Origin of the sequence: Anaerosolibacter carboniphilus (genome assembly GCF_014205875.1) — a bacterium.
Classification (GTDB): domain Bacteria; phylum Bacillota; class Clostridia; order Peptostreptococcales; family Thermotaleaceae; genus Anaerosolibacter; species Anaerosolibacter carboniphilus.
Genome location: NZ_JACHEN010000037.1, coordinates 42,783 through 53,978 on the forward strand (window position 1 = coordinate 42,783; position 11,196 = coordinate 53,978).

15 protein-coding genes are annotated in these 11,196 nt (G+C 43.3%); 9 read left to right on the top strand and 6 right to left on the bottom strand.

Features of this window, described 5'->3' with window-relative positions:
• Positions 1-412 precede the first annotated feature (412 nt).
• From HNQ80_RS22145 to HNQ80_RS22185, 9 genes are all read left to right on the top strand, one after another.
• Positions 413-718, top strand: coding sequence for a PadR family transcriptional regulator (locus tag HNQ80_RS22145; protein ID WP_184312862.1), 306 nt, complete (start codon positions 413-415; stop codon positions 716-718).
• Positions 718-1,065, top strand: coding sequence for a DUF1048 domain-containing protein (locus HNQ80_RS22150; RefSeq protein ID WP_184312863.1), 348 nt, complete (start codon positions 718-720; stop codon positions 1,063-1,065). Before HNQ80_RS22145 ends, HNQ80_RS22150 begins: the two co-directional genes overlap by 1 nt.
• A 9-nt stretch (positions 1,066-1,074) precedes the next feature.
• Positions 1,075-1,425: a DUF1048 domain-containing protein gene (locus HNQ80_RS22155; protein ID WP_184312864.1), complete on the top strand. Its 351-nt coding sequence runs from the start codon at positions 1,075-1,077 to the stop codon at positions 1,423-1,425.
• 15 nt (positions 1,426-1,440) lie between these two features.
• A complete protein-coding gene (locus HNQ80_RS22160; RefSeq protein WP_184312865.1) occupies positions 1,441-2,199 on the top strand; it encodes an ABC transporter ATP-binding protein in 759 nt (252 codons plus the stop codon).
• A complete protein-coding gene (locus HNQ80_RS22165) occupies positions 2,200-2,970 on the top strand; it encodes an ABC transporter permease (protein WP_184312866.1) in 771 nt (256 codons plus the stop codon).
• A 58-nt stretch (positions 2,971-3,028) separates the two neighbouring features.
• Positions 3,029-3,217: a cysteine-rich KTR domain-containing protein gene (locus HNQ80_RS22170; protein ID WP_184312867.1), complete on the top strand. Its 189-nt coding sequence runs from the start codon at positions 3,029-3,031 to the stop codon at positions 3,215-3,217.
• A gap of 161 nt (positions 3,218-3,378) precedes the next feature.
• Positions 3,379-4,074, top strand: a complete 696-nt coding sequence (locus HNQ80_RS22175) for an ABC transporter ATP-binding protein (protein ID WP_184312868.1) — start codon at positions 3,379-3,381, stop codon at positions 4,072-4,074.
• Complete coding sequence (locus tag HNQ80_RS22180) at positions 4,074-6,320, top strand: ABC transporter permease (protein ID WP_184312869.1); 2,247 nt, start codon at positions 4,074-4,076, stop codon at positions 6,318-6,320. The genes HNQ80_RS22175 and HNQ80_RS22180 overlap by 1 nt, the downstream gene beginning before the upstream one ends.
• A gap of 23 nt (positions 6,321-6,343) precedes the next feature.
• A complete protein-coding gene (locus HNQ80_RS22185; protein ID WP_207727155.1) occupies positions 6,344-6,577 on the top strand; it encodes a hypothetical protein in 234 nt (77 codons plus the stop codon).
• Positions 6,578-6,733: 156 nt separating this feature from the next.
• Here the strand turns inward: HNQ80_RS22185 and HNQ80_RS22190 are convergent, their stop codons facing one another.
• From HNQ80_RS22190 to HNQ80_RS22215, 6 genes are all read right to left on the bottom strand, one after another.
• Positions 6,734-7,300, bottom strand: a complete 567-nt coding sequence (locus HNQ80_RS22190) for a dihydrofolate reductase family protein (RefSeq protein WP_184312870.1) — start codon at positions 7,298-7,300, stop codon at positions 6,734-6,736.
• Between the two features lie 92 nt (positions 7,301-7,392).
• Positions 7,393-7,614 carry a MerR family transcriptional regulator gene (locus tag HNQ80_RS22195; RefSeq protein WP_184312871.1) on the bottom strand — a complete coding sequence of 74 codons (222 nt, stop codon included), beginning with the start codon at positions 7,612-7,614 and terminating at the stop codon, positions 7,393-7,395.
• Positions 7,615-7,635: 21 nt separating this feature from the next.
• Entirely contained in the window at positions 7,636-8,109 is a 474-nt protein-coding gene (locus HNQ80_RS22200) for a flavodoxin (RefSeq protein ID WP_184312872.1), read from the bottom strand.
• Positions 8,110-8,561: 452 nt separating this feature from the next.
• Entirely contained in the window at positions 8,562-9,128 is a 567-nt protein-coding gene (locus HNQ80_RS22205) for a DUF4256 domain-containing protein (protein WP_184312873.1), read from the bottom strand.
• Positions 9,129-9,435: 307 nt separating this feature from the next.
• Positions 9,436-9,918, bottom strand: coding sequence for an SRPBCC domain-containing protein (locus HNQ80_RS22210; protein WP_207727151.1), 483 nt, complete (start codon positions 9,916-9,918; stop codon positions 9,436-9,438).
• Positions 9,919-10,389: 471 nt separating this feature from the next.
• Positions 10,390-10,833: a DUF5946 family protein gene (locus HNQ80_RS22215; protein WP_184312875.1), complete on the bottom strand. Its 444-nt coding sequence runs from the start codon at positions 10,831-10,833 to the stop codon at positions 10,390-10,392.
• Between the last annotated feature and the right edge of the window lie 363 nt (positions 10,834-11,196).

Here is an 11,196-nt window from a genome sequence, read left to right on the forward strand (position 1 = left end):
ATCATATTGTTACCAACATTTCTATTGACAAAATATTTACCCAATCTGGATAAATAAAAAATTCCCCCACAACTTAAGTTTTGGGGGAATATGCTAAACACTCTATACCCGCTCTATCAATGCTACGGCCTCACGATGTATGGTGTGTTGCTGTTAGCATGTATAAGCTTATAGACATTGTACACGTGTCAAAGAACAGTCAGACTGTATGACAATTAATTAATACCGAGTACTGCTCTCGTAATCAAAATGAAATGATTGCACATAATACAAAGGGAGATATTTTGTTTCCTCAAAAATATACCTCTTGACAACCACACTACTCAGTGTTACTATATACTAGTAGTAAGTAATACTGCATACTAGTTATACAGAATAGCGAGGAGGGGTTACGCTGGAAAATCTAACGGAAATGCTCAAAGGCGTACTTGAGGGCTGCGTCCTTGAAATTATAAGCCGCGGAGAAACCTACGGATACGACATAACGCGGCGGTTGAATGCTCTCGGCTTCACAGACATTGTGGATGGGACAGTTTATACCATCTTGGTGCGGCTTGAGAAAAACAAGCTGGTGGAAATTACGAAAAAGCCATCTGATATGGGACCGCCGCGAAAGTTTTTCGCGCTCAACGACGCGGGGCGCAAGGAACTACGGAAGTTCTGGGAAAAATGGGAGTTCGTATCATCAAAAATTAACGAGTTAAAGGAGGAAACATAATGAATTTTTGGGAAAAAATCACGGGCAACGACATGACTAAAAAATTGAAAACTTTTGAATCGCGAGCCAAAAAGCTGCCGGCTGATTATCAAGCGGCATGGGAAAAAATTACCGCCAATCTTTGGCAGCACTCAGATTTCACCGGTCGCAACCTCATGCCAATTCTTGACGGTGTGCTTGGCCTGCTCGAAGAAACAGCGGCAGACGGTCAGAGTGTCCAAGAGGTTTTAGGTGACGATATCAAAGGCTTCTGTTCAGCGCTGGCCGGCGAAGAAGGGGCAAAGTCTTATCGCGACAAGTGGCGCGAGCAACTCAACAATAATATCGCAAAAAAATTAGGTAAATAGGAGGATAAAATGAGAATACAAGATATCATCGAAGGCAAAAAAAAGTGGCGAGCACACGTGGCGCGTGTCAAAGCGCTCCCGAAAGATTATCAAATTGTTTATAAAGAGATTCAAAAATATCTCTTTAAGGTCGGCCCTGTTGAGCTAACCGACGGAACAGATTTGCTCTCGGGGATTATCGATCTTTTTGAAGAGGGCGCGGCCTTGGGGAAAGGCGTGCTCGAAGTGACGGGCAGTGACGTAGCGGCTTTCTGCGACGATCTGATCAAAGATTCAAAAACTTACGCCGACATCTATCAAGAATCTGTTGACCAAGAAGTTAATAAGGCCATGAAAAAGGTTATGGATAAAACAAAGTAAAAGGGGGATATCGGGATGGAAAAAGCAATTCAAGTGAAAGGGCTGCAAAAGTCCTACAAGAAACTTCATGTTCTAAAGGGCGTGGATTTCGAGGTGGAAAAAGGCAGTATTTTCGCCCTGCTCGGCTCCAACGGTGCAGGCAAAACGACGATTGTAAAAATCCTCACCACGCTGCTCAAACAGGATAGCGGAACTGCCACCGTCAACGGCTTCGACGTTGGGGCAAAGCCCGACTATGTGCGGCAGTCGATCAGTCTGACCGGGCAATTCGCTGCTGTAGACGAGATCTTGACCGGGCGGGAAAATCTCATCATGATTGCCAAGCTGCGGCACCTCACCAATCCGCGTCAGGTCGCGGATGATTTACTGAACCGCTTCGGCTTGACTGAGGCCTCCGGTCGTAGGGTATCCACTTATTCGGGCGGAATGCGCCGCAGGTTGGACATCGCCATGAGCCTTATCGGAAAACCACAGCTTATTTTCCTCGACGAGCCGACCACCGGACTTGACCCCGAGGCGCGCATTGAGGTTTGGAAGATTGTCAAAGAACTTGCTAACGGCGGCACGACGGTATTCTTGACCACGCAATACTTGGAGGAGGCTGAACAGCTTGCCGATCGAATTGCCATTCTGCATGAGGGTAAGATTATTGCCAACGGCACGCTGGCGGAGCTAAAAAACCTGTTTCCGCCCGCAAAGGTGGAGTATGTGGAAAAACAGCCGACATTGGAGGAGATATTCCTCGCAATCATCGGCAAAAAGGAGGAGAAGTAAATGGAAACGATCAAGAAACACTTTTTCAGCGATATGAGCGTTATGCTTGGACGTTCCATGCGACATATTTCCCGCAGCATGGATACCATCATCACGGTCACCATCATGCCGATCATGTTTATGCTGCTGTTTGTCTATGTGTTCGGCGGTGCGATTCAAACTGGCACGGACAACTATGTGAATTACCTGCTGCCCGGCATCCTGCTGATGGCGATTTCAAGCGGCATCGCCTATACTGCTTTCCGCTTGTTTATGGATATGCAAAGAGGCATCTTCGAACGATTCCACTCCATGCCGATTGCACGTTCGGCCGCGCTGTGGGGTCATGTGCTGACCTCACTGGTATCCAATGCGATTTCGGTTGTCGTCATCATTCTCGTAGCGCTCATTATGGGCTTCCGTTCATCGGCAGGAATATTGCCATGGCTTGCCGTAGCCGGTATTCTCACGCTGTTTACCCTGGCCTTAACTTGGATCGCCGCAATTGCCGGACTATCCGCAAAAACAGTGGACGGTGCGAGCGCGTTTTCCTATCCCCTTCTCTTCCTGCCGTTTATCAGCTCGGCTTTTGTACCGACCGAGACGATGCCGTCCGTAGTGCGTGCCTTTGCAGAAAACCAGCCGGTGACCTCTATCGTAGAAGCCATCCGTGCGTTATTGTTTAATCAGCCGGTTGGTAATGATATATGGCTTGCGCTCGCATGGTGCCTGGGCATATTGATTGTTGCATATGTATTCGCAATGCGGGTTTATAAACGTAAATCAGCTTAATGTTTTCAGGCATTAAAATGATAGTAGTTAACAAAACATCAAGTAAAGGGATGGTAGAATGTATAAATACGAGTGGCTATTATGTCCGGTCTGTGACAACAAAACGCGGGTCAAGATACGTTTTGATACGGTGCTTGAAAACTTCCCGTTATTTTGTCCCAAGTGTAAACAGGAAACGATAATCCATGTAAAACAACTGAATATGTCAGTTATCAAAGAGCCAGACGCTAAGACGCAGAGCCGATAACATGTGGGATTGTTCACAGTTATCGGTTCTTTCTTTTATGGTGCGCTGGGTGTATTCATATATTGGCCTTAGCCTGAAATGACTGGGGTCATGGAGCAGACCATAAATAATGAACTTAGTCAAATGTTGGAGCTGCTAAAAAAAGGAATGGGGTGTTAAATATGTTTTTATCAGTATCAAACCTTACGAAAAGCTATAACACAGGGATTATTACCCATGTACTCAAAGGTGTAGGCCTGGAGATGGAAAGAGGACAAATCGGAGTAATATTAGGCCCCTCCGGTTCGGGTAAATCTACACTGATGAACATTATAGGCGGCGTTGACTGGGCCGACGGCGGCACGGTCGAAGTGGACGGCGAGCGTATTACGGATTTAAACGACAGCCAACTGGTGGAATACCGGCGGGGGAGCTTGGGCTTCGTCTTCCAGTTCTACAACCTTGTGCCGAACCTCACGGTAGCCGAAAACATCGAGGTTGTGTCGAACATCAGTAAAAACCCGCTTAAAACAGACGAGGTGCTTTCTGCTGTCGGACTTTCCGACAAAAAGAACCGTTTCCCTCGGGAACTCTCCGGCGGCGAGCAGCAGCGCGTGTCGATCGCACGAGCCATCGTCAAAAATCCAAAGCTCCTGCTCTGCGATGAGCCCACCGGAGCGCTGGACCTCGAGACCTCGCGGGGCGTGCTGTCGTTGCTCCAAAAAGTAAACGCGCAGTTTGGCACGACCATCCTGATGATTACCCACAACAGCGCCATCGTTGGTATGGCGCACGCCGTATTCAGGCTGAGAAGCGGCGAGGTGGCGGAAGTTACGCACAATTCCGAAATTATCCCGGCGGAAAGGATTGAATGGTAATGGCACTGCGAAAACGCCTATGGCGTATCATAAAGGAAAACAAAGGGCGGTATATCGGTATCGTTATTCTGATTCTTTTAGGAAGCTTTTATTTTATCGCGGCTACAGGCGTAGCAAATAACCTCGAAAAAATGGTCGTCGGGTTTGCCGAAGAATACAGGCAGGAAGACCTGACATTTTCGACAGACATACCCATTGAGGATATCGCGGCGCTGGAGGGCGAATCCGGCACGCTGATAGAGGCTTACCGGCAGTACGATGTCAAACTGTCCGGCGGGGAGCTGCGGCTGCTCAGCCTTTCTTCCAAAATCAATATCCCGGCGGTATTATCAGGACGGGGTCTTGAAAATCCGGGGGATATTTTGCTCGATCCGTATTTTTGTCAGAAGCAAGGCTTGAATATAGGCGGTCAAATAGAGCTAAACGGCAAAACCTTCAATATAGTAGGTACAATGGCGGTACCCAATTACGTTTTTATACTCAAAAACCTTTACGATGTGCTGCCAACCAGCGGTTTTGGCATCGGGATTGTTTCCGGCGCGGATATCGAGGCGTTCCCGGAGGCGGTCACGGTCTATGGGGCGCGCTTTAAGGACAGGGAAAATTTAAACGCGCAGACAGCGAAGTTGCATGGGCTTTTAAGCGAAAAAGGGTATTCCCTTTCCGAATGGCTGGACGCCAAGAATAACAAGCGCGTCAGTATGCCTTGGTCGAACATTTCCAGCATGAAGTCCATGAGCTTTCCCGTATCAACGGCTTTTTTCCTTCTTAGCTGTCTTATTGTAGGCGTGATGATCATGCGCATCGTGAAGTCCGACGGCGTAGTCATCGGAACGCTGTACGCGCAGGGCTACCGCCGCCGTGAACTGACCCGGCACTATATGGCGATCCCTGTGTTGCTGTCCGCGGCGGGAGGTCTTGCCGGCACACTGCTTGCGCTGCCGTGTGTAAGGCCCGTTGTTGATTCTATGCTGATTTATTACATCCTGCCTGATAAAGGCATTACCTTCTCTCCATTAAACCTGGCGCTTGCCGTGCTGATGCCGGTGGCTTTTATCGGTCTGTCAAGTTTTCTTATTATACGCAAGATACTCAAAAAACCCGCTGTTGAGCTGATGAAAGGCGACGAGCAAAAAGCAAAGGTGAATTTTATAGAACGTGCACTCCGGCTGGATCGGTATAGTTTCAATACCAAATTTCAGATACGCGAACAAGTGCGGAGCATACCGCGTCTGTTGTTCTTAGTGCTGGGGGTGAGCGCCGCGTCGATGGTACTACTGTATGGTTTTACCTTCAACTACTCGATGGATCTGGTGATGAACAGAGGCGCCTTGGAGAGATACAATTATGCCATAGAATATAACTTCAAGGAAGTACAGAATTTACAGGATAGAGATATTCCCGAAGGCGCGGAGCCGTACAACTCGTTTCGTGCCTACCCCGAGGGCAGGGAAACGGTTGAATTTTACCTGTTAGGCATGGAGCCGGATTCCGTCGGCATAAAGATGAACGGCATAGGGGGTACTGAGCTGTCCAGGGATCAGGTAAATATCACTTATCCCCTGGCCAGCCGTCTGAAGCTCAAGAAAGGAGACACGATTCATTTTGTAAACAAGCTGGATGGAAAATCATACAGCCTGACAATCGATGGGATAATCGAAGCCTACGGCGAGCAATATGTTTTTATGCCCCTTGACGAGTTCAACCGCATGACCGGTCAACCTCTCGGAAGCTACCGTACCGTGCTTAGCAACCGTGAGTTAGATTTTGACGAAAGCCTGCTTGCCGGCGTGATGGATGCGCGGGATCCCGAGGCGTTTGAAGACCTCGCCATGCCAACGACGTTGATCGTTGCGTCTGTAACGGCCTTGGCCGTGCTTATTGCGGTCATTATTATCTTCCTTGTGACATCGTTGATGATTGACGAGAGCCGGAACACCATCTCTCTGCTCAAGGTATTGGGCTACCGCGAGAAAGAGCTGGCGAAGCTGATTCTGAATAGTTCTACGCCGGCGGTGTTTATCGGCTTCTGGCTGGGGCTGCCGTTCATGCTGGCCTTCGGGAACAACTTGTACGGTTATGTCGCGGAGATGATCAATATGGTGATACCCATGATTGTGAACCCGCTGTATGTCCTGATCAGCTTCGTGTTAATCTTTGCGGTGTACGAGATAACCAAGCGGTTGTGCGGAAGGAAGCTCGCGAAAATATCCATGAGCGAGGCGCTGAAAGCGGGCACGGAGTGAGTTGTTTGGTCGCAACCCAATACATGCCGGCAAATCTAAAAAAGCGTTGCCGTTTAGTTGCGGATACGTTAATGGCGATCATACCGATTATGATACTGCTGCTGTTTACCTATGTGTTCGGCGGCTCGCTTGCGGGTTCAATCCAAACGGGCGGAGCAGCCAAGGTCAATTACGTAAATTACCAGTTGCCGGGAATATTACTGATGGCAATCGAAATTTATGGTGCCAGGTACAGCACTTTAGCAGTTATTGCATAATAAATCCTCTACTGAGAAATTTCAGTAGAGGATTTTAAACTTCTTAGCTACTCCCTAGCCACCAATGCTACGGCCTTACAGTGCATGGTGTGTTGCCGTTAGCATATTGAAACACACATCGAGTAGTCACATAGACACAACGTCTCTAATGACATACTATTTCCCAGCAGGATGATAACAAAGCTGCACAACACCTGAAGAAAATCTCCTAGTATTAACAAGTTTTAGCCCTAGTCTCTGCTTTATGTCAACAAACAGAGGTTTACCTGCTCCTAAAATGACAGGATGAACGGATAATCTATACTCATCAACAAGTCCTAGGTTTATGAAAGTTGTTATAAGACTGGCTCCACCATAGAGCCATATATCTTTGCCTGGTTCATTCTTCATTTTATTTACTTCTTCAGGTATATTGTCATTTATTATCATCACTTTTTTGTCTATCTTGGTAAGCGTTTTTGAGAAAACATATTTCTTCTTACTATGAACCAATTCCCAAATTTCTCTTTCCATAGCAGAAGCATCATTCCCAGGGATGTATTGTCCCCATAAATCATAGGATTTACGTCCATATAGAATCGTATCAATATCATTTAAAAAATCATTAAAACCCATATCCGTATCCATTATACACCAGTCAACTTCTCCATTTAGGCCCTCTATAAATCCGTCCAAAGACACCGCCAAATCTAAAATTATTCTTCTTGATTCACTATTTAACATAATAGTTTACCTCCTCAAAAAACACTCCGTTTCAATCTCATTTTAGACTGATCACTATTTAATTTTATTATAACTCACATTCTTAATTTAACCTATTGCACAAAATTGAATATTTCTTTTAAAGTTAACTCTATCTCCTTAAAAAACAAAATCGTTTGAATATTTTCTAAATCATTTCTATCATCAGCTCGATAACCATTTTTTGTCTTATGACTCGGCTTTAATAGATTGATCTTATCGTAATAATATAATGTTCTTGGAGTTATTCCTGTTATCTGAACAATATCTTTAATAGTTAAAAATAGTTTCTTCATTCTAAAATCCTTGTCTCCTGTCTATAATTCGTATCCAATTGTCTCAAGCCATTTTGTAACCTCTTCAGATGCAACAATACCATTTACAGCAATACCAGGTAGAATGAGAGATTTTGAACACTCTCTAGCTATATCATTCTCAATTTTGCAAAACCCACCGCCTCCATGAGTGCAGAAGGGAATTATCGTTTTACCTGTAAAATCATGTTGCTTAATAAAGCTCATAACTGGTGGGGCTAATGTTTTAAACCAGTTAGGTGTACCTATAAATATTGTTTGATAATCATCTATGGACTCATTTCCAGAAATTAGTTCAGGACAAAATCCTCGAGTAATTTGATTCCTTACTTCTTTAGCGGCAGTATTATAATCAAAGGAATAATTCTTATTAGGAATTAATTCTCTTATAGTGCCACCAGTCTGTTTTGCTATTTCTAACGCTAAGTTCTTTGTATTTTGGAAAAGTGAATAATAAACAATCAGTGTTTTGTGCATATGTGTTATTTCCTTTCTTCAAAATTCCTACATATCGGTTTGCTTATAAATAATTCATGCAATATTTAAATATGCAGGATATAATATAATCTGCTATGAATACTAAACTATTAGCTCCAATATTTTAACTCTTGATTATAAATATATGATATGCCATGACCTTACGTCATAGTCAAGTATAAATTTCAGCAAAATCCAAACCTTAACACAAAAATCATCTCAATATTCACTAGGGGTAGACTCCCTAAACAAAAATTCCCCCAAACCGTAGTCTGAGGAAAAATAAAACACACTTCACAATTTACTTAAAATCCTTCTAACTCTTTGATTCAACCTATTCCCTTTCTATCCTCACAACCCATTCAACATGAGTGGTATGCTGCAGTTAGCATATTGCTACCTCGTTACTCAATAACCGTCTATACGTCGTGTCTGACACCATGAATCCTTGTTCAAACCCTTAGCGAGCCACGGAACCCCCTAGCACCATAGTAAGATTCTGCACCGTTATGATACACGAAGACATTATCGTAGCGAAAATCAGCAAAGATAGCGCCCCCGAGTTCTCTAATCTTAAAAGGTGTTTTCACCCAGCTTGATGTTTTCGTATCGAAATTTCCGAGTTTCTGTAGCTCTCGATATTGCTCTTCCGTTAAAAGCTCAATACCCATGGAAGCCGCCATATCAACTGCGTTATTTTCTGGTTTATGTTCTTTCCTTGACTCCAGCGCTTCACGGTCGTAACAAACACTTCTGCGTCCTTTAGGACTTTCCGCTGAACAATCATAAAAAATGTATTCGCCCGTCTTATTATCAAAACCAACAACATCTGGTTCACCGCCAGTTCTTTCCATTTCATTGAGTGACCACAGTTTTTCTGTAGTACCTTCCAACTTTGCTTCTACTTTAGTCCATTCGAGATCTTTATGGCGGTTCATATTTTTCTCAAAACGAACTTTTAACGCTCTGAGTAGTTCTTCACGTTGTTCGGGAGACAACTCCCTCTTTTGTTTTTCCATAACAAAACCTCCTAATGAAAGTTCGAAACTTCATAAATTACTATGCTATTTTCAATTCTATTACTCAAATAGTAAAATCCTTCAAGTGCATTCCAGGAACAAAAACCCGCTAGGACTAGGCCTCACCATGCCTTGAGGGTATAAAAAAGATGAGGGTTAATGTTGGTAACCTCTTAGCGGCAGGTGTTTTAATATTTTTCGTATCTTTAACTTCAATAAGCCCTTGACGCGCCACCCACAAGTAGTTTTCCTATTTTCCTTATCGAGATTATTACAAATCAAACTATCTTATAAATTGAATTCTTATTTAGGAACCTTTTGCTTCAAGAAAACGAGCGAGATTTTCCAATGTAGATCCCATTCCTTCTTCGTGCTCATCCTGCCGGATTCCTACAGGCACGTTCTCGCAAACTACCGTAACTTCAGTACCGTCAGTGACGGTCACTAGATTCCAAGTCATGATCATCGCCCCAGAGAAAGCAGGATCCTCGGATTCGAACTCTATCCGCTGTACAATCCGTTTATCCTCGACTAGCTCTACAAATATACCTTGAACAACGTCGATGTTTTCCGAAGTTTTACCAGCTATGTGTGCGGAACCAACATAGGTGAGTGTCATTCGATAGGTTCCACCTACTTGATCTTCGAATACATCGATGTGTCCCTTCATCCCTTCTGGCGGAAGCCATAATACGAGTGCCTTCGGATCCATGAATGCCTGATAAATGGCTGATGGTGATGCCTTTATGATTCGCAATGCAGTATCCGTCCTTTTAAATTTGCCTTTCATCCATATCATCTCCCCCATGTATTGTTTGAGTAAATATATTTACATATTTAATTCATTCCATCCTTAGTAGAATATAAACAATTTTTTCTTGCTCAAACCTATGAACCCATGAGGATTGGTTTTGTCGTAATTCACTTTTCCTATATCATCACGAGTACTCTGAGCATAAGCACGTCCCCATAATAAAAGATTCCTCGTCAATGTCTCTCTAACACAAATGAATTCATATCTAAATTTGGCTTGTCATGTAGAAGATTATATAGATTATGGTCATTATGACAAGGGGCGGTTCTGAGACACAATATAACAGAGTAAACAATAAGGACTTCTCATTATCAAGAAGTCCTTATTGTTTACTCTGTTATATTTTCTCAATCCTCACAACACATTCCACATGTGTTTTAGCTATAAAATGATACAAGTACGCATGATTATTGATTTATATAAGGTTACAGCCACTTGAACGTTTGGTTACAACTCTTCCCTTATTGTTACAGCCCATTTTCTTACTCGTTCAGCAGTTCTTTCGGGGCAATCAGGAATATACACATCCGAAATAGTCATTTTCCACTTTCGTTGCACTGGGCATCTTTCTCTTATATCCTTTAATACCCGCCTATTACCTTCATATAATTTCCCATTTCGTCTTCTGATTTCCCCAACGCTTAGACCTTTATCTAAATGTTCGATAAGAGCTGTTTTCAAACCTGCTATTGCTTCATCGCTAAACTGAGCAGGATGTTGCAAATTATAGCATGCTACTGTCTTAAAATGCTCAGCAAAGAGTTCAGGGTAATCATATTCCCATGCTATGATTCCATCTAATTGCTCCCAACAGTTCATATTGTCAACCAATGGAGCACCGCATTCAGAGCATAAATCTGATTTTTCAAATTTATCATTTATTTTCAACATTTACTCCTCCTCATTATGAAGATTATTAGTTGGCATCGCTATTATCTTTCATATAATGTTATTATAATCGTTAACGTAACGTCAATGTCAATACTGCATAATCGTACGATCCTATAGCTATGTCTTTCACCATTATGCTAATATAATCTCTTAATTATAAAGTCAACTACCTTGTATCAGGAAGAGGGGTATGTATCTGCACTAATAACTGTTTGCTCTTTACAATCTCCTCTTCTGTATGGACATATTTAATCCACTTAAACCAATACATATGACCTTTACCCAATTTGATGGACACACATCAAAGCTAGTATAATAAAAGTAAGATGGAGGTGTCCTTATGGGTAAGAAAAAAACTTATGA

What these genes read in the sequence shown, in the direction of transcription:
- HNQ80_RS22165 (WP_184312866.1), top strand. Translation starts at nt 2,200, where the DNA reads ATGGAAACGATCAAGAAACACTTTTTCAGCGATATGAGCGTTATGCTT.
- HNQ80_RS22215 (WP_184312875.1), bottom strand. Translation starts at nt 10,833, where the DNA reads ATGTTGAAAATAAATGATAAATTTGAAAAATCAGATTTATGCTCTGAA.
- HNQ80_RS22195 (WP_184312871.1), bottom strand. Translation starts at nt 7,614, where the DNA reads ATGAAGAAACTATTTTTAACTATTAAAGATATTGTTCAGATAACAGGA.
- HNQ80_RS22185 (WP_207727155.1), top strand. Translation starts at nt 6,344, where the DNA reads ATGCCGGCAAATCTAAAAAAGCGTTGCCGTTTAGTTGCGGATACGTTA.
- HNQ80_RS22200 (WP_184312872.1), bottom strand. Translation starts at nt 8,109, where the DNA reads ATGCACAAAACACTGATTGTTTATTATTCACTTTTCCAAAATACAAAG.
- HNQ80_RS22155 (WP_184312864.1), top strand. Translation starts at nt 1,075, where the DNA reads ATGAGAATACAAGATATCATCGAAGGCAAAAAAAAGTGGCGAGCACAC.
- HNQ80_RS22150 (WP_184312863.1), top strand. Translation starts at nt 718, where the DNA reads ATGAATTTTTGGGAAAAAATCACGGGCAACGACATGACTAAAAAATTG.
- HNQ80_RS22180 (WP_184312869.1), top strand. Translation starts at nt 4,074, where the DNA reads ATGGCACTGCGAAAACGCCTATGGCGTATCATAAAGGAAAACAAAGGG.
- HNQ80_RS22205 (WP_184312873.1), bottom strand. Translation starts at nt 9,128, where the DNA reads ATGGAAAAACAAAAGAGGGAGTTGTCTCCCGAACAACGTGAAGAACTA.
- HNQ80_RS22190 (WP_184312870.1), bottom strand. Translation starts at nt 7,300, where the DNA reads ATGTTAAATAGTGAATCAAGAAGAATAATTTTAGATTTGGCGGTGTCT.
- HNQ80_RS22170 (WP_184312867.1), top strand. Translation starts at nt 3,029, where the DNA reads ATGTATAAATACGAGTGGCTATTATGTCCGGTCTGTGACAACAAAACG.
- HNQ80_RS22210 (WP_207727151.1), bottom strand. Translation starts at nt 9,918, where the DNA reads ATGAAAGGCAAATTTAAAAGGACGGATACTGCATTGCGAATCATAAAG.
- HNQ80_RS22145 (WP_184312862.1), top strand. Translation starts at nt 413, where the DNA reads ATGCTCAAAGGCGTACTTGAGGGCTGCGTCCTTGAAATTATAAGCCGC.
- HNQ80_RS22175 (WP_184312868.1), top strand. Translation starts at nt 3,379, where the DNA reads ATGTTTTTATCAGTATCAAACCTTACGAAAAGCTATAACACAGGGATT.
- HNQ80_RS22160 (WP_184312865.1), top strand. Translation starts at nt 1,441, where the DNA reads ATGGAAAAAGCAATTCAAGTGAAAGGGCTGCAAAAGTCCTACAAGAAA.